Source organism: Kitasatospora sp. MAA19, assembly GCF_029894125.1.
Lineage (GTDB): Bacteria > Actinomycetota > Actinomycetes > Streptomycetales > Streptomycetaceae > Kitasatospora.
Genome location: NZ_JARXYZ010000001.1, coordinates 544,456 through 566,565, shown reverse-complemented (window position 1 = coordinate 566,565; position 22,110 = coordinate 544,456). Strand labels below are relative to the sequence as shown.

Here is a 22,110-nt window from a genome sequence, read left to right as displayed (position 1 = left end):
GGCGCGAACCGTGGTTCGCGCCCCTCTCGGCGTTCCCGGCCCGGGACTTCTAGGACGCCGCCCGCAGCAGCGCGCCGTCCTGCCACTTGAGGATCTTGTCGAAGCTCACGATGGCGCCGCGCAGCGGGTGGTTGCGGAGTTGGACGTGGTCGGTGAGGGCGTGGATGAGGAAGAGGCCGCGGCCGGATTCGGCGGTGAGGTCGGGGAGGGCGTCGAGGTCGACCGGGCGCAGGGTGGGGGCCGGGGGCCGGGCGGGCAGGACGTGGGTGTCGTAGGGGCGGCCGTCGCGCCGGGGGCGGTGGGCGGTGAGGACGCGAGCCGGGACGGTGGCGCGGCCGCGCCGGGGGCGGCGGTGCGAGGCCGGGCGGGGCGGCGGCGGGCTGACCGGGCGGCGGCGGAGCTGCGGGGCGGGGGCCACGGCGGGAGCGGGCAGGCCGGGGCCGGAGTCGGTGACCTCGATCCGCAGCCGGTCACCGCAGATCGAGGCGGTGACCTGGAAGCCGTCGTCGGGCCGCCCGGCGGCGCCGTGCTCGACGGCGTTGGCGCAGGCCTCGCTGAGGGCGACGCCGAGGTCGTCGGCGATCTGCGGGTCGACGCCCGCCGTCGCCATGGCACCGAGCAGGATGCGCCGGGCCAGCGGAACGCTGGCCGGGTCGCGCTTGAGGTGCAGAGTCCACCAGATGTCCACGGGAGGTCCCTCCTGGCTGCGGCTCCACATACAACTAGGTATCTCCGGGCGATTCGGCGGTGAACCGTGCGCGGGGCCCGCTGCCGCCCGTTCGGCGGATGGACTGGGGCCGTGGATTGTGCCGAGTGGCGCACTCGCCGCCCTGCGCGCCGCCGCCGAACGGGGCATTCGTAGGGATTTCCCACCCTGCCCACGTCGGCGAGGTACGCGATGAGATGATGGCCCGGCCATGACTGCCCTCCCCGCCGCCCCGCTCCCGGGCGCCCTCGCACCGGACGCGCCGGTGGGGGCCGCCGCCTGGGATCTGCGGCTTGCCAGGGCCGTCCCGTTCGCGCTGGTCTGCACCTTGATAGCGGCCGCCGGGCACGCCCTGGCCGGTGGCGGAAACGTGCCGCCGGCCGCGTTGGCGACGGGCTTCGCCGCGGTGCTGGTGCTCGCGGTGGCGTGCGGCGGGCGGGAGCGTTCGCTGGCGGCCATCGCCGGTGCGCTGGGCGCGGCCCAGCTCGGGCTGCACTGCCTGTTCCACAGCTTCAACGGCCACGCCGCGATCGGCGGCATGGCCGGCATGCACCACGGCGGTTCCGGCCCGCTGACCCTGCCGACCGTGGCCGGCCGGCTGATCTGCAACGAGTCGCACCCCGGCACGCTGACCGGCCTGCCCGGCAGCCCGACCGCCGAGCAGCTGGTCTCCTCGGCGGGCCTGGACCCGAGCGCGTACGCCGTCGCCCCGTGGTGGCAGGGCGGCGTGTTCGGGATGACGCCGTCGATGCTGGCCGGGCACCTGGCCGCCGCGCTGGTGGCGGGCTGGTGGCTGCGGCGCGGCGAGGCGGCGCTGTGGCGGCTGGTGCGAGTGACCGCGACGGCGGCCCGGGAGCACTGGGCGGCGCCGCTGCGGTCGGCACTGGTGCTGGTGGCCGCGCTGCTGCGCGGCCTGTTCGGCGTGGCCGGTCCGGCCCGCCGGTTCGGGACCCGGGGCGGCGAGTGTCCGCTTCCGGCGGGTGCCGTGCTGCGGCACAGCGTGGTGCGGCGCGGTCCGCCGTGCGGGGCCCTCGCGTACTGACCCGCCCCCTGGCCCTCCGTTCGTGCCGGGTTCCGGTCGTGCGCAGCGTCCGGGTCGGTCCCGCGTGTCCCCGACACGCCGACGGCCCGTGGTTCCGCCCCCACACGTCCCCACGCGCGGCCCCGCCGAGGCACGGTCCTCCGTCGCCCGGCCGCGGGCCGGTCCGCCGAGCTCCGATCGGAGACCCGCATCATGCGTTCCCTTCCCACCCGCCGTCTCGCCGCCGTCGCCCTCACCGCCGCCGCCTCCGTGGTGGCGCTGGCCGGTCCCGCGTTCGCACACGTCACCGTGAACCCGGGCGCGGCCGCGCAGGGCGGCTACACGGCCGTCGACTTCCGGGTGCCGAACGAGAGCGACACCGCCGGCACGGTGAAGCTGGAGGTCAACCTCCCGCTGGACCACCCGCTGGCCTCGGTCCGGACCCTGCCGCTGCCGGGCTGGACGGCGACCGTCGAGAAGGCGAAGCTCGACAAGCCGATCAAGGTGCACGGCAGCGACGTCAACGAGGCCGTCTCCAAGATCACCTGGACCGCCGACGCCGGCACCAAGATCGCCCCCGGCCAGTTCCAGGAGTTCCGGGTCTCGCTCGGCCCGCTGCCGGCCGACGCCGACAGCATGGTCTTCAAGACCCTGCAGAGCTACGACAACGGCGACATCGTCCGCTGGATCGACGAGTCCAAGGACGGCCAGCCCGAGCCGGCCCACCCGGCCCCCGTCCTGAAGCTCACCAAGGCCGCCGGTGACGACGCCCACGGCGGCGTCACCGCCTCCCCCGCCGCGGGCGCCCACGGTGACAGCTCCGACCACGCCGCGGCCGCGGACGGCGGCAAGTCCAGCGACTCCACCGCCCGGGTGCTCGGCGTCGTCGGCATCGTGGTCGGCGTGATCGGCACCGCCGTCGGCGTCCTCGGCCTGCGCCGCCGGAACAGCGGCTCCGCCTCCTGACCCACCCGCCGGCGGGGCCGTACCCACGCCCCGGGTACGGCCCCGCCGGCGGTCCCACCGCGCACGATCGGAACTCCCATGCCCCGCACCACCCGCACCACCCGCCTGGCCGGCGCGGCCGCCGTCGCGCTCGCCGCCGCCCTGACGCTGACCGCCTGCGGCTCCTCCGGGGGCGGCTCGGCCCCCACCAAGGTCACCCGGCAGAAGGCCGACTCGCCGTACCAGGGCACGGTGCTCACCAAGAACTTCGAGAAGCCTGACCTCCAGCTGACCGACACCTCCGGCCAGCCGTACGACCTGCGGCAGCAGACCAACGGCAAGACCACGCTGCTGTTCTTCGGCTACACCAGCTGCCCGGACGTCTGCCCGACCACCATGGGCGACATCGGCGTCGCGATGAAGGCGCTCTCCCCCGAGGACCGGCAGAAGGTCAACGTCGTCTTCGTCTCCACCGACCCGCAGCGCGACACCCCCAAGGTGCTGCGCACCTGGCTGGACTCGATGGGCAGCGACTTCATAGGCCTCACCGGCGACCTGGCCAAGGTGAAGACCGCCGCCAGGTCGCTCGGCATCATGATCGAGGACCCGGTGGTCAACGCCGACGGCACCGTCACCTCCACCCACGGCGCGCAGGTGCTGGCCTTCCTCCCCTCGGACGACAAGGCGCACGTGCTCTACCTGAGCGGCACCGAGGAGAAGACCTACGAGCACGACCTCCCGCTGCTCGCCAAGGGGGTCGCGGCATGAAGGGCGCGACCGGCCGCACGACGCTCGGCTTCCGTCGGACGGCGCTCACGGGCGCGGTACTGGCGACGGCACTGGGCGGCGGCGCCATCCTGGTCGCCTGCGGGGCGGGCGGTCAGGACGGTGCCGGCGGCGGACCGGCGAAGCTGAGCGTCGCCGACTCCTACATCCCGCTGCCCCCGGCCGGCGGGATGGCCGCCGGCTACCTGACCGTCCGCAACGACGGCGGGCAGGACCAGCTGCTCAAGGTGAGCAGCCCGGGCGCCGAGTCGGTCACCATGCACCGCTCGACCCCGTCCAGCATGGAGGAGGTCGCCAGCCTGGACGTGCCCGCGCACGGCGCGTTGCAGTTCGCCCGCGGCGGCACCCACCTGATGATCATGGGATGGCAGAAGGCCCCCGCCCTCGGCGACGAGCTGGAGCTCGACCTGACCTTCGCCAAGTCCGGCACCCTCTCGGTCAAGGTGCCGGTCAAGGAGCTCACCTACCGCCCCAGCCAGAGTTAGGGGATCCGCCACCATGGAGAAGGCCTCCCACCGCCGGATCGCCGGACTGCTCGGGGTGCTCGGCGCGCTGCTCGCGCTGATGCTCGCCGGCGCCGGACCGGCCGCCGCGCACGCCACCCTGGAGTCCACCGACCCGCACCAGAACGCGGTGGTCGCCGCCGCCCCGCAGGCGGTCACGCTGACCTTCAGCGAGTCCGTGTCGCTGTCCGACGACTCGGTGCGGGTGCTCGACCCGGCCGGCAAGGCGGTGGACACCGGCAACCCGGGGCACGCCGACGGCAAGGCGAACACCGCCCGGGTCGGCCTGAACAGCGGGCTCGCCAACGGCACGTACACCGTGGCCTGGCGGGCCGTCTCGGAGGACTCGCACCCGATCGGCGGCGCGTTCACCTTCTCCATCGGCGCGCCCTCGGACACCTCGGTGTCCGCCACCGCGCTGCAGGGCGCCAAGGCCGATGGCCTGGTCGCCGCCCTCTACGGCACCGGGCGCACCGTCGCGTACGCGGCCTTCGCGCTGCTCGCCGGCGTGGCCGCGTTCATCCTGATCTGCTGGCCGGACGGCGCGGCCCGGCGCCGGATGCAGCGGCTGCTGATGACCGGCTGGACGGCGCTGCTGGCCTCCACCGTCGCGGTGCTGATGCTGCGCGGCCCGTACGAGCGCGGCTCGGGGATCGGCAAGGCCTTCGACCTGTCGCTGGTGCGCGCCACGCTGGACGAGCGGATCGGCACCGCGCTGGCCGCCCGGCTGCTGCTGCTCGCGGCGGGCGGGGTGTTCCTGTCGCTGCTCGTCGGCCAGTTGGGGCAGCCGGCCCGGCCGGCGGCGAGGACCGGCGGTGACGGGGACTCCGGAACCGAGACCGCGGAAGCCGCCGAGGAGGCCGAGCTGCGGGAGCTGGAGCAGCGCGCCGCCGAGCGGCCGCAGCGCGAGGCCCGGCTGGGCCTCGGCGTCGCCGGGCTGGTGCTGTCGATCGCCCTGGCGGCGACCTGGGTCGGCGCCGACCACGCCTCGGTGGGCATCCAGGTCTGGCTGTCGCTGCCGCTCGGCATGCTGCACCTGATCGCGATGGCGCTCTGGCTGGGCGGCCTGGCCGCGCTGCTGGTCGGACTGCGCGAGGGCGTCGGCGCGCAGGTCGTCGACCGCTTCTCGAAGATCGCCTTCGGCTCGGTCGCGGTGCTGGTCGCCACCGGCGTCTACCAGTCCTGGCGCGGCCTCGGGAGCTGGGGCGCGCTGACCGGCACCGAGTACGGGCGGCTGCTGCTGGTGAAGACCGGCTGCGTGGTCGTGATGCTCGGCGTCGCCTGGGTCTCCCGCTCCTGGCTGGCCCGGCTGCGCTCGGCCCCGGCCGAGGCGGCGGAGGTCGAGCGGGCCGAGGTGCCGGAGCCGGTCGGTGTCGCGGCGCACTCCGAGGACCCGGTCCGACAGGCCCAGCTGGCCCGTCAGCAGGCGGCCCGGGAGAGCGCCGGGCGCGAGCGCGGGCTGACCCCGACCCGGGCCGGGCTGCGCCGCTCGGTGCTGGTCGAGGCGCTGGTCGCGGTGGCGGTGCTGGTGGTCACCACGATGCTCACCAACTCCCCGCCCGGGCGGGTGGCGAGCGAGGTCAAGGCCGGCGCCGCCGCGCCCGCCGCCGGGAGCTCGGCCGGGGCCGCGGGTGCGCCCGCCCCGCAGACCGAGCCGGGCCGCACCCTGGAGCTCAAGCTCCCGTACGACACCAAGGGCCGCACGCCGAACGCCAAGGGCACCGCGACCGTCACCCTCAACCCGGCCCGGACCGGCTCCAACGAGGTGCACCTCGCCCTCGACGGCGCGGACGGGCAGCCGGTGAACGTCCCCGAGGTGCAGCTCGCCTTCACCCTGCCGGACCGCGACCTCGGCCCGCTGCCGGTGGCGCTCACCCCGGACGGCACCGGCCGCTGGAACGGCACCGCGCAGCTGCCACTGGCCGGCACCTGGGTGGTGTCGGTGCAGATCCGCTCCTCCGACATCGACCAGACCACCCCGACCCAGCAGCTCAAGATCGGCTGACCGCGATGGACCACGCACAATCGCCCGACCGCAGCGGCTTCACCCGGCGGGCCCTGCTCGGCACCGCCGGCGCCGGGCTGTTGGCCGGGGCCGGCGCGGGCGTCGCCGGGGCGGTCGCCCTGGACCGCCCCGGCGAGGCGTCCGCCACCGCACCGGGCGGCACGCTCGGCGCGGCCCGGGTGCCGTTCCACGGCGAGCACCAGGCCGGCATCCTCGAACCCCAGCAGGCCCGGGTCCAGCTGGCCGCCTTCGACCTGGCCGAGGGCGTCGGCCGGGACGGGCTGCGCACGCTGCTCCAGCGCTGGACCGGAGCGGCCGAGCGGCTGACCGCCGGGGAGTCCGCCGAGGAGGCCGACACCCAGGTGGCCCTGGACGCCGGCCCCTGCTCGCTCACCCTCACCGTCGGCTTCGGCGCCGCCCTGTTCGACAAGGCCGGGCTGGCCGACCGCCGCCCGCAGGCGCTCGAACCGCTGCCGGCCTTCCCCGCCGACGCGCTCGACCCGGCGCGCGGCGACGGCGACCTGTTCGTCCAGATCGGCGCCGACGACGCCCTGGTGGCCGTGCACGCGCTGCGGGTGCTGCAGCGGCAGGCGGCCGGCACGGCGGCGCTGCGCTGGCAGTCGGCCGGCTTCGCCCGGACGCCCGGCGCCACCACGCGCCCGATGACCGGCCGCAACCTGATGGGCCAGATCGACGGCACCAACAACCCCGCTCCCGGCGAGGACGGCTTCGCCGCCAAGGTGTTCTGCACCGCCGGTCCGGACCAGCCGGCCTGGCTGGCCGGCGGCTCGTACCTGGTGTTCCGGCGGATCCGGATGCTGCTGGACAACTGGGAGGCGCTGCCGCTGGAGCGGCAGGAGCGGGTGATCGGGCGGCGCAAGTCGGACGGCGCACCGCTCGGCGCGCCCGCCGGGGCCGGCGAGCGCACCCCGGTCGACCTGGCCGCGCAGGGCCCGGACGGCGCGCTGACGATCCCCGCCGACGCGCACGTGCGGGTCGCCGCCCCGGCCGCCAACGGCGGGGCGGCGATGCTGCGGCGCGGGTTCTCGTACCACGACGGCCTGCTGCCCGACGGCTCGCCGGACGCCGGGCTGCTCTTCCTGGCCTTCCAGGCCGACCCGCGCAAGGGCTTCACCCCGGTGCAGCGCAAGCTGTCCCGGGGGGACGGCCTCTCCCGCTTCCTGCGGCACGAGGCCAGCGGCCTGTACGCGGTGCCGCCGGGCGTACCGGCGGGCGGCTACCTCGGCCAGCAGCTGTTCGACTAGCCACCCGATCGGGGCGGCTCGGTCGGGGGCGCCCTGGGTCTGGGCCACCCGATCGGGCCGCTCGACGAGGGCCACCCGATCAGGGCCGCTCGGCGGGGGCCGTTCGGTCCGGGCGGTCGAACGCCCCGGTCCCGGCCACTGGAACGCTTTCCTGGCCGGCCGGCGAAGTCGTTATGGTGACCTCTTCGGCACCACCCCCTGCTCCGGTTCCACCCAGTTCCCCACGGAGGCGTCATGTCGGCCACCCGCTACACCTACCTCGGTCCGGCCGGCACCTTCACCGAGGCGGCGCTGCGCACCCTGCCCGAGGCGGCGACCCGGGAGCTGGTGCCGCTGGCCACGGTGCCGCTGGTGCTGGACGCCGTGCGCGGCGGGGACGCCTCCGGGGCGTTCGTCCCGATCGAGAACTCGGTCGAGGGCGCCGTCACCGCGACCAACGACGAACTGGCCGCCGGCGCACCGCTGATGATCTACCGTGAGGTGCTGCTGCCGATCTCCTTCGCGCTGCTGGTGCGGCCGGGCACCGACCTGGCGGGGATCAAGACGGTGACCAGCCACCCGGTGGCCCAGGCGCAGGTGCGCCGCTGGCTGGCGGCCAACCTGCCGGACGCGCTGTGGGAGTCGGCCGCCTCCAACGCGGACGGCGCCCGGCTGGTCGCCGAGGGCCGGTACGACGGGGCGTTCGCGGGCGAGTTCGCGGCGCCGATCTACGGGCTGGACCCGCTGGTCAAGGACATCGCGGACGCGCAGACCGCGACCACCCGGTTCGTCCTGGTCGGCCGCCCGGGCCGGGTCTCCTCGCCGACCGGCGCGGACAAGACCTCGATGGTGGTCTGGCTGCCGGACGACCACCCGGGTGCGCTGCTGGAACTGCTGCAGGAGTTCGCGGTGCGCGGGGTCAACCTGATGCGGATCGAGTCCCGGCCGACCGGCGAGGGCATCGGCAACTACTGCTTCCTGATCGACTGCGAGGGGCACCTGTCCGAGCGCCGGGTGGCGGAGGCCGTGATGGGGCTCAAGCGGATCTGCCCGCAGGTGCGTTTCCTCGGCTCCTATCCGCGCGCCGACCGGCAGGTGTCCACCCACCGGCGGCCGGGGACCTCGGACGCCGAATTCACGGCCGCGGCGGACTGGCTCTCGCGGTGCCTCGACGGGCGCGCGGACGCCTGACCCGTGCCCGTCGGCTTCCCGGACGTCTCCCGACGCTTCCCGAACGCCTCCCGCTCCTCGACGCCTTCCGTCCGCCTGATGTCTTCGTGATGTCTTTCTGACCTTTTCCGACCGTTTTCGACGGCGCCGATCAGGTCGGAGGGGTGACCGTACCGGCCATCCACAGGGGCACCGACACCGGAACCCGCTGTCCACAGGGGCGGCCACTGTCCACAGCCGAAAGTTATCCACAGGCCTGGGGATGAGTCGACAAACCGGTATAGCCATTGCGCAGAACGGTCGGATCACCGGTTTGCGTCGCAGAGATGATTTATCGGACCAGAGTCACCCGGGTGCCAGCAAATCACCCGTCCGAGTGCTTCAATTCCCTCACCCGAGAAGGTCAAATGAGGTTTGAAACCTCGATTTCCTGGTTCCGGTGATCGGAGGCCTCGCCTCCCCTTTGATCCACAGGTTCCGCCCCAGGCCTGTGGATAACCCGGCGGCGGCGAGTTCCCCACAGAAGTTATCCACAGGATCCGGACAGTTATCCCCAGGGGAAAACCGGTACCGGTGGACGAGCCTCCGCCCGGTACGCTTGGGCCTGTGATTGACCTTCGCCTGCTTCGTGAGGACCCTGACCGAGTGCGCGCCTCGCAGCGCGTCCGTGGCGAGGACGTCGACCTGGTCGACGCCCTCCTCTCCGCCGACGAACGGCGCCGGTCCTCGGGCAGTCGCTTCGACGAACTGCGCAACGAGCAGCGGACGCTCGGCAAGCAGGTCGCCCAGGCCAAGGGCGAGGAGAAGACCGCCCTGCTGCAGCGCACCAAGGAGCTGGCCGCCGAGGTCAAGGCCGCGGACGCCGAGCAGTCCGCCGCCAAGGAGGAGGCCGACCGCCTGCTCCGCTCGCTGGCGAACCTCATCGACCCGGCCGCCCCGGTCGGCGGCGAGGAGGACTTCGTCACCCTGGAGGAGATCGGCACCCCGCGCGACTTCGCCGCCGAGGGCTTCGAGCCGCGCGACCACGTCGAGCTCGGCCAGATCCTGGGCGCGATCGACACCGAGCGCGGCGCCAAGGTCGCCGGCGCCCGCTCCTACTACCTGACCGGCGTCGGCGCGCTGCTGGAGCTCGCCCTGGTCAACATGGCCATCGCGCGGGCCACCGCGGCCGGCTTCATCCCGATGATCACCCCGACCCTGGTCCGGCCCGCCGCCATGGACGGCACCGGCTTCCTCGGCCAGGCCGCCGAGAACGTGTACCACCTCGCCGAGGACGACCGGTACCTGGTCGGCACCAGCGAGGTCCCGCTCGCCGCGTACCACATGGACGAGATCCTCGACGCCGAGAAGCTGCCGCTGCGCTACGCCGGCTACTCGTCCTGCTTCCGCCGCGAGGCCGGCACCTACGGCAAGGACACCCGCGGCATCATCCGCGTCCACCAGTTCGAGAAGGTGGAGATGTTCGTCTTCACCACGCCCGAGGACGCCGAGAACGAGCACCGCCGCCTGCTCCAGTGGGAGAAGGACTTCCTCAACGCGCTGGAGCTGCCCTACCGGGTGATCGACGTCGCCTCCGGCGACCTCGGCTCCTCGGCCGCGCGCAAGTTCGACATCGAGGCCTGGATCCCGACCCAGGGCAAGTACCGCGAGGTCACCTCGACCTCCAACACCACCGAGTACCAGGCCCGCCGGCTCGCCATCCGGATGCGCGAGGAGGGCAAGATCCGCCCGCTGGCCACCCTGAACGGCACCCTGGTCGCCGTCCCGCGCACCATCGTGGCGATCCTGGAGAACCACCAGCAGGCCGACGGCTCGGTGGTCGTGCCCGAGGCGCTGCGGCCGTTCCTCGGCGGGCGGACCGTCCTCGAACCGGTCAAGTAGCAGCGCACCACCCGCACCACCCGCAACTCCCGGGAGACGCACGGCCCATGAGCACCACCAGCCCCAGCCCCGTCTCCCCCGACGGTGGCGGCCTGCCCTACCGGCTGGTCGCCACCGACCTCGACGGCACCCTGCTGACCAGCACGGAGGCCGTCTCCGAGCGCACCCGCGCCGCGCTGGCCGCGGCCACCGGCGCGGGCGCGCTGCACATCATCGTGACCGGCCGCTCGGCCGTCTGGGCCCGCCCGGTCTTCGACGAGATCGGCTACACCGGGATAGCGGTCTGCGGCCAGGGCGCCCAGGTGTACGACGCCGGCGCGCACAAGCTGCTCACCTCGCTCACCCTGGACCGCAGGCTCGCCGCGCTCGCCATCGCCAAGATCGAGGCCGAGACCGGCCCGCTGGCCATCGCCGCCAACCAGGACGGCCTGGACGGCCAGGTGCTGGCCGGCCCCGGGTACGAGCTGCTGATCGGCTCCGACCTCCCGGTCGTCCGGGTCGACCGGGAGCAGCTGCTCGACTCCCCGGTCAGCAAGCTCTACATCCAGCACCACGGCCTGACCGACGACGCGCTCGCCGAGGCCGCCCGCCGCGCCGCCGGGGACCTGGTCGGCGTCGTGATGGCCGGCGCCGGCGTGGTCGAACTGCTGCCGCTGGGTCTGTCCAAGGCCACCGGGCTGGCCGTGGCCGCCCGCCGGCTGGGCGTCCGCGGAGCCGACACCATCGCCTTCGGCGACATGCCCAACGACGTGCCGATGTTCGGCTGGGCGGCCCGCGGCGTCGCGATGGCCAACGCGCACGAGGAGCTGCTCGCGGTCGCCGACGAGGTCACCGCGACCAACGACGAGGACGGCGTCGCCGTCGTCCTGGAACGCCTCTACCGCACCGCATAGGGCCTGTCCGGCCGATCTTGCCGGACCCTGGAGCGGGCCCCACTCCCGTCCGCCGGTCTGTTCGGCGGCCGTTCATTCCCGGTTGTAGGATGACCGGGCAAGCGGTTGTAGGATGACCGATGACCGGCGGTGACCAGCAGCGGAGGGAGTACCGGCATGACCAGCGACGGCAGTAGCCTGCACGCGGCCGGGCGGCGCTCCCTGGTGGACACCACGATCGACCAGCTGCGCGAGCAACTGGCTGGCGGGGCCTGGCCGGTGGGATCGCAGATCCCCACCGAGCACGAGCTCGCCGAGCGGCTGCAGGTCGGCCGGAACACCGTCCGGGAGGCGATCCGGGTGCTGGTGCACGCCGGCATGCTGGTCTCCCGACAGGGCGAGGGCACCTTCGTCCGCTCCACCAGCGACCCGGCGGCCGTCCTGCGCGGCGTCCAGCGCTCGGGCATCCGGGACGTCCTGGAGGTCCGGGCCGCGCTGGAGACCGAGGCCGCCCGGCTGGCCGCGCTGCGGCACACCCCCGCGGACGTCGACCGGATGCGGGCCGCGCTGGCCCGCGAGGCCGAGGTGATCGCCTCGCACCCCGAGCGGACCGGCCGCGAGGCCACCGTCGAGCACGACCTGGAGTTCCACACCGCCGTCGTCGAGGCCGCGCACAACCCGGCGCTCACCGAGGTGTACCGCTACTTCGGCGCCTCGGTGCGCGAGTCGATGACCACGGCCTTCGGCGACCACGACATGCCCGAGGTGGTCGTGGCCACCCACGCGGCGCTGGTCGACGCGATCGAGAGCGGCGACCCGGACCGCGCCGAGGCCGCGTGTCGTGCGCTGCTCGCCGGCCCGACCGCGGCCGTCGAGCAGCTCCTCGCGGCCATCGCGGCCCGGAAGTAGGACGGCGCGAGCCCCCTTCCGCCGTCCGCTCCCTCCTCGCACATTCACGAAAGAACAGCACACCCATGGCCGTCACGCGTGCCCGGCAGTCGGTTGCCACCGCCACCACCGCCTCCTCCCTCCCGCTTCCCGTCCGCACCCGGCTGGCCCACCCCGCCCTGCTGCTGACCGGCATCGTGCTGGTCGCGCTGAACATGCGGGCCTGCCTGGCGGCGGTGTCGCCGATGATCGTCGAGATCCAGCGGACCTTCGGCCTCTCCGCCACCGCGGGCGGGCTGGTCACCACCGTGCCGGTGCTGTTCCAGGGCGTCGGCGCCCCGCTCACTCCCCGGCTGACCCGGCGGTTCGGCACCGAGCGGGTGGTGCTGGGCGCCGTCCTGGTGCTGGGCACGGGCGTGCTGCTGCGGGTGCTGCCCTCGGTGGTGGCGCTGTACGCGGGCTGCGTGGTGATCGGCGTGGCCATCGCGGTGCTGAACGTGTCGATGCCGGGCCTGGTGAAGCGCGAGTTCCCGGACCGCGCGGCGGCGATGACCGGCGTCTACTCGACCACCATGCTGGTCGGCGCGACCCTCGCGGCCGGCCTCTCGGTGCCGCTGGAGCACGCCCTCGGCGGCGGCTGGCAGGCCTCGCTGGGTACCTGGTCGCTGCTCGCCCTGGTCGCCGCGGTGGCCTGGCTGCCGCAGGTGCTGCGCTCCCGGCAGGAGCGCGCCGCGGTGGCCGCGGCGCCGGCAGGCCGCCCGGCGGAGAAGCCGATCGAGGGCATCTGGCGCTCACCGCTGGCCTGGCAGATCAGCCTCTTCATGGGCATCTCGTCGCTGCTCGTGTACACCCTGGTCGCCTGGATGCCGACCATCCTGGCCGACCACGGCATGGACCGCGGCGAGTCCGCCCTGGTCTTCGCCTTCTCCAACCTGGTGCAGGTGGCGGGCGCCTTCCTGGTGCCGCTGCTGGCCGGCCGGATGACCCACCAGCGCGGGCTGGCGATCGCCATGGCCGGGCTGAACGGCCTCGGCATCGCCCTGCTGCTGGTCGTGCCGGTCTCCGGCGCCTGGGTGTCGGCGACCATCCTGGGCGTCGCCCAGGGCGGTTCGCTGGGCCTGGGCCTGGCCTTCATCGTGCTGCGCACCGGCAGCGCGGCCGGCGCCGCCCAGCTGGGCGGGATGTCGCAGGCGGTCGGCTATCTGGTCGCGGCGGCCGGCCCGGTCGGCGCCGGCGCGCTGCACCAGCTCACCGGCGGCTGGACGGCCACGCTGGTGCTGATGCTGGTGCTGGTCACCGTGGTCGGCGCGGCCGGCTGGGGCGCGGGCCGCAACCGGACGCTCGGCTGAGCCGGTCGTCCGGCTGACCGGACCGGGCGGACCGGGCGACTCCTGGCCGGCCCCCGCCCGGGCGGCTACTCGTCGCCGGCCAGGGTCAGCCCGGCCAGCTTCACCGAGGCCAGCACCGTCGCCGCGACGGTGACCGCCAGCAGCAGCGGGACGGCCACCCCGAACGAGACGTCGGCGCCGATCGCGGCATCCCCCGCGACCGCCTCGGCCACCGAGCGGCCCCACTGCTGGACGCTCAGCGTCCGGGCGCCCGCCACGAAGTTGCCGATCAGCGACTCCCAGATCAGCGCGTACGCCAGCCCGGCCACCACCGCGTGCCGGGTGACCACGCCGAGCAGCAGGAACAGCGCGCTGTACGCGGCCCCGGCGACCAGCACGGCCACGGTGTAGCCGAGGGCGACGCCGTCCCTGGTGCCGTACAGCAGCAGGCCGGAGAGCAGCGTCGGGACGGCGGCGAACACCCAGGTGGTGCCGATCGCGACGGCCAGCTTGGTGGTGACGATCTGCCACCGCGGCAGCGGCTTGGCCAGCAGGTAGACGATCGAGCCGTCGTCGATCTCGGTGGCGATCACACCGGTGCCGACGACCAGGCCGAGGATCGGCACCAGGGTGCCGAGGCCGAGCTGGCCGAGGATCTTGACGGTCAGGTCGCGCTCGTCCCCGCCGGCGCCGCTCGCCAGGGCCGAGACGAGCAGCAGCAGGGCGGGGACCACCAGCAGCAGGATGCCGCGGCGGCGGCCCAGCAGGCCGCGCAGGGTCAGCCTGGCGACGGTCGGGTTCATGGTCGGTCGGCCCTTTCCTGGGTCCGGTACGGGAGTTCGGTGGCTCGGGCGCCCGGCCTCACGCGGAGACCAGGTAGGAGAAGACGCTCTCCAGCGACTCGTCGGCCGGCGAGACGGTGTACAGCCGGATGCCCGCGTCCCGGGCGACCCGGGGCAACAGGGTGGTGAAGCCCTGGAAGTTCACCGCCTCGATCCGCAGCGCCCGCTCCCGCCCGTCCACCTCGACACCGGCCGTGGAACCGTCGGCGATCAGCGCGGCGGCCAGCCGGCGGTCGTCGCTGGAGCGGACCAGGTAGCGGTGCGGCCGGTCGGTCATCAGCCGGCGGATCTTCCGGAAGTCGCCCGAGGCGGCGTGCCGCCCGGCCACCACGACCTCGATGTGCCGGGCCAGTTGCTCGACCTCCTCCAGGATGTGGGAGGAGAACAGCACCGTCCGGCCGTCCGCGCCGAACCGGCGCAGCAGGTCCATCAGCTGGAGCCGCTGGCGCGGGTCCATGCCGTTGAACGGCTCGTCGAGCAGCAGCACGGACGGGTCGTGGACCAGCGCGGAGGCCATCTTGACGCGCTGCTTCATGCCCTTGGAGTACGTCCCGGTGCGGCGGTCCTTGGCGTACGCCATCTCCACCAGGTCCAGGGCCCGCCGGGCCGCGGCGCCCGGGTGGGCGAGCCCGTGCAGTTCGGCGTTGGCGAGCACGAACTCCCAGCCGGTCAGGTAGTCGTACATCGACTCCCGTTCGGGGACCAGCCCGATCTGCCGGTACACCTGCTGGTTGCGCCAGATCGGCGCGCCGTCCAGGGTGACCGCCCCGCTGGAGGGTGCGAGGAAGCCGCTCATCATGTGGATGAGCGTGGACTTGCCCGCGCCGTTCGGCCCGAGCAGGCCGGTGATGCCGGGGCCGATCGTCATACTGATGTCGTTGACGGCGACCACGTTCCCGAACCAGCGGGAGACCTTGTCGATGGTGATGGTGGCCATGACGCCCTCTCAAACTCCTCGGTTCATCAGACGCTGCGGTAACGGCGCAGCAGCAGCCCGTACGAGCCGGACACCATCGCGAGGACGGCGGCGGTGAAGACGACCGCGCCGAGCCCGCCGGGCGCGTGCATCCGGCCGACCGCGCCGTCGACGTCGAAGAGCTGGTTGGTCAGGCTCTCCACCAGGTCGTTCGGCGACAGCAGCGCGAACCACTGGGCGGAGTCCGGGACGGTGAACTCGGTGGCGGTGCCGATCCGGGTCAGGATCGCCACCACGACCGTGCTGATCGCCAGGTACCCCATGATCCCGGCCACCCCGAAGCCGCGGCGCGGGGTGGCGGCGGCGATCACCAGCGCCACCGAGGACGGCACCAGGGCGTACAGCAGGGCGGCGACCAGGCCGATCAGGAAGTGCTCGGTGTTGTGCCCGAAGTCCAGCCGGCCGAGCACCGCGCCGAGGTAGAGCACCACCAGCGGCGCCGCCATCAGCAGGAACTGGGCGCAGACCATGGCGGCGAACTTCGCCCGGACGTAGTCGGCGCGGGTGATCGGGCGGGAGAAGTACAGCGGGACGGTGTGGTACCGGAGGTCCCGGGAGAGCAGGACCGGCGCCTGCGAAGCCAGGAAGATCGAGACGACCGGCGCGAACGACGACAGGTAGCGCGGGTAGTCCAGCGGCAGCGCCTTCGCGCCGGTGGCGAGGGCGATCGCCACCATGACCACGGCGGGCACGGAGACCACGCCGAGCACGAGCATCGGCAGCACCTTGGACTTGCCGGAGCGCCCGAGCCCGTACGCGGCGCGCAGGCTCTGGGTGAACAGCGAGCGGGTGGCGTAGGCGCGGCCGAGCCGGGGGCCGGTGTAACCGCGGTAGCCGATGTCGTGGATGACGCCGGTGTCGGCGGACCTGGTGTCAGGAGGCAGCGACATCGTCCGTCCCTCCCCTGCTCTCGTCGGTGAAGAGTTCGGCGACCCGGTGGCGGCGCTGCTCCAGCCGCACCAGACCGAGGCCCAGGCCGGCGACGGTGTCGCGGATGGTGTCGTAGGTGTCGTCGCCGGCCAGCCGGACCAGCAGCAGGTGCGAACCCTCCGGCTGGACGGACAGCCCGGCGGCGGCCAGCCGTTCGCGGACGGCGTCGCCGGGTTCGAGCGCGAGATCCTCCGGGTGGTCGGTGACCTCGACCGCGAGGACGGCGGTCGCCTCGGTGAAGGAGGCGGTGGAGGAGGAGCGCAGCAGCTTGCCGCCGTCGATGACGACCAAGTGGTCGCAGGTGCGCTCCAGTTCGCCGAGCAGGTGGGTGGTGACCAGCACCGAGATCCCGAAGTCGGAGTGGACCCGGCGGATCAGCCCCAGCATCTCGTCCCGGCCGGCCGGGTCGAGGCCGTTGGTCGGCTCGTCCAGCAGCACCAGCTTCGGGTCGTGTACCAGCGCCTGGGCGAGCTTGACCCGCTGCTTCATGCCGGTCGAGTACCCGCCCATCGGCCGGTACCGCTCCTCGTACAGGCCGACGTGCCGCAGGGTGTCCGCGGTGCGCTCGCGGGCGGCGGTGGCGGGCAGCCCCGCCATCCGTGCCATGTGCACCACGAACTCGGTGGCGGAGACGTCCGGTGGCAGGCAGTCGTGTTCGGGCATGTAGCCGACCCGTTCACGGATCTCCGGGCCCCTGGTGGCGACGTCGAGGCCGAGGACCTCGCCGCGGCCGGCCGTCGCCGGGGCGAGGCCGAGCAGGATCTTGATGAGGGTGGACTTGCCCGCCCCGTTGGACCCGACCAGCCCGACCACCCCGGGCTGCACCTCGACGGTGAGCTGGTCGAGGGCGGTGACCCGGGGGAACCTCTTGGTGAGGCCGTCCGTCTTGATGACAGCTGTGGACACCCACTCAACGTAACGGGCTTACGGGGCAAGGGCCATGAGCTGGAATGACGAGCCCGTCTGCTGCTGCGGTATGACGCCGCCGCGGCTCTCCCCTAGGGGTCGGCACATCCGGACCCCACTTGCCGACACCGTTCTGTATCGGCCACTGTGCGACCTGCTGCTGGTGACATACGGGCCGATGCCTCGGCTGAGTGCACTGCTGTCCACCGTGGATGGTGCGTACAGCCTTGCGTACGACGCTGCGCGCAAGGCGCTTGCGGCGGTCTTGATGAACCAGGGACTTCGCGCCACGAGCAGGGGTGGCCATGTCGCGGTCTACGAGCGCGCCCTGGAGAGTTTCGGCCGGCGGCCGCCGGCGGCGAGTTCGCTGAGGCGCTCGCCGATCACGGAGACGCCGGGACGGGGCTCCTGGGCGTAGTACCAGGGCTTGCGTCGGCGCAGCAGTTCCTCGCCGTGCTCGGTCCAGGTGAATCCGGGCTTGCGCAGCAGCTTCCGGAACACCGCGTCGACCGTTTCCGGGTGAGCGGCGGCCAGCCGGCGGATCGGCAGTGGCGCGATCGACTCCTCACGCAGGTACACGCGCAGCAGGTCCTGGTGCTGCCTGCGGCCCGCGAGGGCCGGGTCAGCGAAGAGGTCGCGCAGCATTCCGTAGTCGGCGTAGAAGTTGAGCCCGTCGACCTCGTCGTAGATGACGCCGACGGAGTCCGAGTCCGCGAGTTCTGGCGGCAGTTCGAAGGCCGGGAAGGCCAGACCGGGGAGCCGCCTGCCCCGGATTCGGTCGGGATGCTCGGCGACGGCGGCTTCCTGCCTGTGCCGGTAGTAGGCGTTGAGCCGGTCCTCGGCTTCGGCAGGGGGAAGGACCAGTTCGTCGCTGCCGCAGAACTCGATGAACGCGGCCCGGTCCTCCCGCATCGAGCGCCATCCCTGCTCGATCTTCGCGGGGTTGCGGAAGACCAATGAGGGGTGGCTGGTGGCCAGTTGGAGCGCGGCCTGGGCGATCTCGGTGGCGCTGGACTTCGGGTAGTGCGACATCATTCCGGAGACCAGCCATGCCCCGTCGGCCGAGTGGACGGGTACCAGGCACGCGAGGAGGAATCCTCCCTTGGACACTCCGCGGAAGGCCGCCCGCCCGACGTTCGAGTAGGTGCGGTACTCGAGGTCGTCGACCAGGTTCAGCAGGACGACGGCGTCGCCGTCCTTGCGTTGGATCTCGAAGATGCCCTCGACCGGGTCACGCCAGCCGAGCAGCATCGCCCGATCGACTTCGGTCAAGTCCCGGCGTCCGACGACGAACCGGTCCACCACGGTCGAACCGTCCGGCAGGCGGTACCGCAGGATGAAGTTGTCGGTGATCCGGATCGCATCGCCCTCCTCCAACTGCCGCTGAGGCCCTGCTGCCTCCAGCAGGAGGGGCGTCAACCACCGGTCGAAGCGCGCGCCCTGAGCGAAGGCGACGAGTTCGCCCTTCAGCTCGGAGCTGCGCTCGATCAGGCGTCGCAGCGGCGCCTCGTCCTCGTTCCGTACAACGACAGCCATGAAAGCCCTCCCGGTCTTGAAGGTTCCGGCGCTCACTGCGCCCAGTAGTGGCGATATGCCTCGACCCACTCCGCTCCGTCCGGAGCCGGGTCCGGCAGTGGAAGGTCCAGTAGCCCGATCGTCTGCCGGAATCCTTCGCGGGTGCACCGGGCGACGATCCTGCCGTCCCGCGAGAGGTCGACGCCGCGCACGGTCACCTCGACGCCCAGCACCACGGTGCTGAACGGCACCGCCAGGTTCTCCTCGACGGCGGCGAACAGAGCCGTCATCTGCTCGTACTCGTCGTAGGTATCGACCGTCGCCTCGTCGACCAGCGCGGCGAGTTCCCGTTTACTCAACGTGCCCATGGCGCCACGCTAGCCGACCTGCCCGTGACGTCTCGCGGGCGGTCCGAAGGTGCGCCGAAATGCGCGCGTATCGTCGTTGCATGCGCTTGAGTACCGCGATCCTCCCCATCCACCGGTGGAGCGAGGGACAGAAGATCTGGCGGCGGGCCGAGGAGTTCGGGTTCCACGCCGCGTACACCTATGACCACCTGTCCTGGCGGTCCTTCCGCGACGAGCCGTGGTTCGGGGCCGTGCCGACGCTGACCGCGGCGGCCGCAGCGACCGAGCGGATCCGGCTGGGCACGCTGGTGACCTCGGTCAATCCTTTTTCACCTATCACGGCCTGACCTGCGAGAACGCGACGTAGGGGCCGAGGCGGCGCGATGAAGGCGTCAGATCGGCTCGACCCGCCCTGTGTCGGCAGCGGCATCAGTGGACGTCGCGGCAGTGTTCGGCGGCCCGCTGGCCGCCCCCCGACACGGTGGCCAGCGTCTCGAGGGCGGCAGCGGCCGCAGTGTCGGGGATGTTCGCCCGCTGCGCGAGGAAGCGCACCCAGTGCGGCAGCAGCCGCTTGGCCCCGATGGTGGCCGGATGGTCGGGCATCCAGTCGTTGATCAGGCCGAGTTGGTGCTCGATCCGATGCGGTGACACCGAGTCGGCGGTGTCGGGCAGGGCGCCCTCCAGCCACTCGCCGACCAGCGCGTCCACGGGCTCCGGATCGGGGTCCTCGCCGTGCTCCTGCCGCAGCCAGGCGGAGAACGCATCCACCGTCGGTGTGACGTCGATGTCCTGGTAGAGGTTGAGGGGCGTCGGCAGTGAGCTGCCGTGCCGCTGCAGGGCGTTGGACAGGTCGTGGATGCGCCGCAGGGCACGGAACCACTCGTCCCACACCGCCCGCGACTCAGTTCCGCGGATGGTGATCTCACTCAGGTCCACCTCGATGAGGCAGCGCAGCGCCTCCGTGCGGGCCTTGTCGAGTGGTTGCGGGACGCAGTCGGCGGCTGCCGCGCCGACTGCGGTGCGCCAGGCTGCGGCAGCCTGCTGCACGTCGTCGAAGGTGCCGCCTCCGGCGAGCACGACGAAGCCGCAGGCGTCGATGTCGAAGAGGTAGACAGCCGGGTCGGCGCCGTCCGGATAGCTGGTGGCCGCGATGACGCCTAGCCGTGAGCCGTACACGTCGCGCATCGTCCACACGTCACCGGTCATCAGCGGCTTCGCTGCCGAGCCGAGCCAGTCCGGCCAGTTCTCGCCCCCGGCGCCCGTGCCGTGCCCGTCCGGGTGCAGCCGGGATAGTGCGGCATCCGCCATGTACGCGACCGCGGGTGAGCCGACCGAAGTCAGGCCGTGCAGGAGCAGGTGGGCGGCCCGGCTGCCGGGCGCCCCGGCGACCGGCCATTCCCGGGCCCGTCGCTCCGCCACGCCGATCAGTTCCTCGACCCAGTCGCCGATGAAGAGGGAGTGCTCGTCCTGAACGGCCTTGTGGATCTGTGCTCCCAGCAGGCGAGCTGTCATGTCCTCCAGCTGACGTGGGCCCTGGGCGTCGAGCAACACCTCGGCCTCGTCGAGGAGCCCTTCGATGGACGGTCCGAACCAGTCGAGTCGTGCGGACCCCGAGCCCGCGAGCCGCTGCAGGAACGACAGGCCGGACGGATCCCCGAAGGGGCTGCCGGCGTGGAGGCCCGACAGGTCCAGCCGCTCGCGCGGGGTGGGGATGTTCTTCGGTGACGCCGGGTTGCCCGAACGCTTCTTGTTGCCCTGCTGCCTCTTGGTGTTCGACCTGCGGTTGCGGGACACGGGTGACATGGCGGACCTTCGCGGAGAACAGACGACGGTGTACTGCGGGGGCAGGCTATCGCCATCGCCCTGGACGGTGGCGGCGGATCGGGAGTACTACGCTCGATCGGGTTGATCGGTGCGGAGGCTGTTCCGCAGCCTCGGGCGAAGACTGGGGACCGCAGCAGTTACTCGCGCAGGTGCGGGAGGACGTATCTCGCCGGCGACCCGTGAGGAGCCGGGCGGGGGACCGGTCGCTGCGCGAGCGTGCCAGCCCCGCGACGTTACGTAGCGTGATCGCTATCTGACCATGAGGTGCTATATGCATTACGCGCATGATATTCTGCGCGTAATGAAGTCTTCTGCACCCTCGCTGCTCCCCCTGTTCCGGTCTCAGCTGCAGGGGGACCTGTTGGCGCTCACTCTGCTGAGCCCGGAGCGCAGTTGGACGCTCATCGAACTGGCCAAGGCGCTGGACGTCTCACACACGGCAGTGCTCAGAGAAGTGGACAGGCTGATCGGCGCTGAGATCCTCACAGGGAAGCGGCTCGGCCGCACCCGGATCATCAGTGCCCGAACGGACACCCTGCTGTATCGACCGCTGTGTGACCTGCTGCTCGTGACATACGGGCCGGTTTCTCGACTCACGTTGGCCCTCTCGACTCTCGACGGAGTCGAGGAGGCATACATCTACGGCTCGTGGGCGGCCCGTTACGAGGGGGAGCCCGGTCCGATCCCGGGAGATGTCGATGTCCTGGTCGTCGGGCAGCCTGACCCGGACGAGCTCTTCGACCTCGCCGAGCAGGCCTCGCGGGAGCTGCACCGAGAGGTCAACGTCCACCGCATCTCCTCGCAGGCATGGGCCTCGGAGAGCGACGAACCGTTCCTCACCTCGGTCCGCGAGCGACCGTTGGTCCGCCTACCACTGCACAAGGAGAATGGCGCGTGAACCGCTGGGAGCAGGGCCGTGCGACCGTTGACGACCTGATCCAACGACGTGAGGTCGAGAAGGTGCCGGCGTCTGCGGAGCACGCGCAGGCGGAGTTGGCACAGGCGCGGCAGCACCTGGCCTCCGCGAAACTGCTCCTCGACGTCGACCCGGTCGGTGCGTACAGCCTTGCGTACGACGCCGCACGCAAGGCGCTTGCGGCGGTCTTGATGAACCAGGGTCTCCGTGCCACGAGTAGGGGTGGCCATGTCGCCGTGTACGAGACAGTAAAGGCGCAGCTCGACCCGCCGCTGGGTGGAGTCTTGCGACCGTTCAGCCGCATGCGAATCCGCCGCAACGAGAGCGAATACCGGTCTGCCGAAGCCCCGGCCATCACCCCCGAAGAGGTGAGCGGCGATCTGCCGAAGGCGCAGGCGATCATCGATCTTGCCGAGAAGGCGATGCCGCACATGAGCCGTTACTGAGCCTCGGGGAGAACCTGCCCCGGCGATCAGGGGTCGCGCCGATTGCTCCCGTAGGGTCG

General features: G+C 72.6%; 21 protein-coding genes and 1 pseudogene. 14 read left to right on the top strand and 8 right to left on the bottom strand.

From position 1 onward, the window contains the following. Positions 1-49: 49 nt before the first annotated feature. A complete protein-coding gene (locus P3T27_RS02525) occupies positions 50-688 on the bottom strand; it encodes an ATP-binding protein (RefSeq protein ID WP_280674011.1) in 639 nt (212 codons plus the stop codon). Between the two features lie 229 nt (positions 689-917). Here P3T27_RS02525 and P3T27_RS02520 point away from each other — a divergent pair, with 229 nt between their 5' ends. From P3T27_RS02520 to P3T27_RS02470, 11 genes are all read left to right on the top strand, one after another. Then, on the top strand, positions 918-1,748 hold the full coding sequence (locus tag P3T27_RS02520; RefSeq protein ID WP_280674010.1) for a hypothetical protein: 831 nt from the start codon (positions 918-920) through the stop codon (positions 1,746-1,748). Between the two features lie 192 nt (positions 1,749-1,940). Continuing rightward, positions 1,941-2,693 (top strand): YcnI family protein, encoded by a 753-nt coding sequence (locus P3T27_RS02515; protein ID WP_280674009.1) that lies wholly within the window; start codon positions 1,941-1,943, stop codon positions 2,691-2,693. A 78-nt stretch (positions 2,694-2,771) separates the two neighbouring features. Continuing rightward, positions 2,772-3,440 (top strand): SCO family protein, encoded by a 669-nt coding sequence (locus P3T27_RS02510; protein ID WP_280674008.1) that lies wholly within the window; start codon positions 2,772-2,774, stop codon positions 3,438-3,440. Continuing rightward, on the top strand, positions 3,437-3,943 hold the full coding sequence (locus tag P3T27_RS02505) for a copper chaperone PCu(A)C (protein ID WP_280674007.1): 507 nt from the start codon (positions 3,437-3,439) through the stop codon (positions 3,941-3,943). Before P3T27_RS02510 ends, P3T27_RS02505 begins: the two co-directional genes overlap by 4 nt. Positions 3,944-3,956: 13 nt before the next feature. Then, positions 3,957-5,966 carry a FixH family protein gene (locus tag P3T27_RS02500; RefSeq protein ID WP_280674006.1) on the top strand — a complete coding sequence of 670 codons (2,010 nt, stop codon included), beginning with the start codon at positions 3,957-3,959 and terminating at the stop codon, positions 5,964-5,966. 5 nt (positions 5,967-5,971) lie between these two features. Next, complete coding sequence (gene efeB / locus P3T27_RS02495; RefSeq protein ID WP_280674005.1) at positions 5,972-7,231, top strand: iron uptake transporter deferrochelatase/peroxidase subunit; 1,260 nt, start codon at positions 5,972-5,974, stop codon at positions 7,229-7,231. A 234-nt stretch (positions 7,232-7,465) separates the two neighbouring features. Beyond that, entirely contained in the window at positions 7,466-8,401 is a 936-nt protein-coding gene (pheA, locus tag P3T27_RS02490) for a prephenate dehydratase (protein WP_280674004.1), read from the top strand. A 585-nt stretch (positions 8,402-8,986) separates the two neighbouring features. After that, positions 8,987-10,261 (top strand): serine--tRNA ligase, encoded by a 1,275-nt coding sequence (serS, locus tag P3T27_RS02485; RefSeq protein WP_280674003.1) that lies wholly within the window; start codon positions 8,987-8,989, stop codon positions 10,259-10,261. 47 nt (positions 10,262-10,308) lie between these two features. Beyond that, positions 10,309-11,154: an HAD family hydrolase gene (locus P3T27_RS02480; RefSeq protein WP_280674002.1), complete on the top strand. Its 846-nt coding sequence runs from the start codon at positions 10,309-10,311 to the stop codon at positions 11,152-11,154. Positions 11,155-11,310: 156 nt separating this feature from the next. Then, positions 11,311-12,042: a FadR/GntR family transcriptional regulator gene (locus P3T27_RS02475; protein WP_280674001.1), complete on the top strand. Its 732-nt coding sequence runs from the start codon at positions 11,311-11,313 to the stop codon at positions 12,040-12,042. A gap of 65 nt (positions 12,043-12,107) precedes the next feature. Next, positions 12,108-13,370: an MFS transporter gene (locus P3T27_RS02470; RefSeq protein WP_280674000.1), complete on the top strand. Its 1,263-nt coding sequence runs from the start codon at positions 12,108-12,110 to the stop codon at positions 13,368-13,370. Positions 13,371-13,435: 65 nt separating this feature from the next. On the opposite strand, the gene P3T27_RS02465 is transcribed toward P3T27_RS02470, so the two are convergent. The 6 genes from P3T27_RS02465 to P3T27_RS02440 form a co-directional block, all read right to left on the bottom strand. Beyond that, positions 13,436-14,152: an ABC transporter permease gene (locus P3T27_RS02465; protein ID WP_280673999.1), complete on the bottom strand. Its 717-nt coding sequence runs from the start codon at positions 14,150-14,152 to the stop codon at positions 13,436-13,438. Positions 14,153-14,210: 58 nt separating this feature from the next. Further along, positions 14,211-15,128, bottom strand: a complete 918-nt coding sequence (locus P3T27_RS02460) for an ABC transporter ATP-binding protein (protein WP_280673998.1) — start codon at positions 15,126-15,128, stop codon at positions 14,211-14,213. A gap of 26 nt (positions 15,129-15,154) precedes the next feature. Next, a complete protein-coding gene (locus P3T27_RS02455; RefSeq protein WP_280673997.1) occupies positions 15,155-16,057 on the bottom strand; it encodes an ABC-2 transporter permease in 903 nt (300 codons plus the stop codon). Continuing rightward, positions 16,041-17,003, bottom strand: coding sequence for an ABC transporter ATP-binding protein (locus P3T27_RS02450; protein WP_280673996.1), 963 nt, complete (start codon positions 17,001-17,003; stop codon positions 16,041-16,043). Before P3T27_RS02450 ends, P3T27_RS02455 begins: the two co-directional genes overlap by 17 nt. A gap of 315 nt (positions 17,004-17,318) precedes the next feature. After that, the gene (locus P3T27_RS02445) at positions 17,319-18,539 is read right to left on the bottom strand and encodes a hypothetical protein (protein WP_280673995.1); all 1,221 of its coding nucleotides are present in this window, start codon (positions 18,537-18,539) and stop codon (positions 17,319-17,321) included. Positions 18,540-18,571: 32 nt separating this feature from the next. Further along, positions 18,572-18,886, bottom strand: a complete 315-nt coding sequence (locus P3T27_RS02440; protein WP_280673994.1) for a hypothetical protein — start codon at positions 18,884-18,886, stop codon at positions 18,572-18,574. A gap of 80 nt (positions 18,887-18,966) precedes the next feature. On the opposite strand from P3T27_RS02440, the pseudogene P3T27_RS02435 reads away from it, so the two are divergent. Continuing rightward, positions 18,967-19,206: pseudogene (locus tag P3T27_RS02435) on the top strand (LLM class flavin-dependent oxidoreductase); the annotation flags it as partial. Between the two features lie 88 nt (positions 19,207-19,294). Here P3T27_RS02435 and P3T27_RS02430 read toward each other — a convergent pair. Beyond that, positions 19,295-20,668 (bottom strand): hypothetical protein, encoded by a 1,374-nt coding sequence (locus P3T27_RS02430; RefSeq protein WP_280673993.1) that lies wholly within the window; start codon positions 20,666-20,668, stop codon positions 19,295-19,297. Between the two features lie 322 nt (positions 20,669-20,990). Between P3T27_RS02430 and P3T27_RS02425 the strand changes: the two genes are divergently transcribed. After that, positions 20,991-21,587, top strand: coding sequence for a nucleotidyltransferase domain-containing protein (locus P3T27_RS02425; protein ID WP_280673992.1), 597 nt, complete (start codon positions 20,991-20,993; stop codon positions 21,585-21,587). After that, the gene (locus tag P3T27_RS02420) at positions 21,584-22,051 is read left to right on the top strand and encodes a hypothetical protein (RefSeq protein WP_280673991.1); all 468 of its coding nucleotides are present in this window, start codon (positions 21,584-21,586) and stop codon (positions 22,049-22,051) included. Before P3T27_RS02425 ends, P3T27_RS02420 begins: the two co-directional genes overlap by 4 nt. The last annotated feature ends 59 nt before the right edge of the window (positions 22,052-22,110 follow it).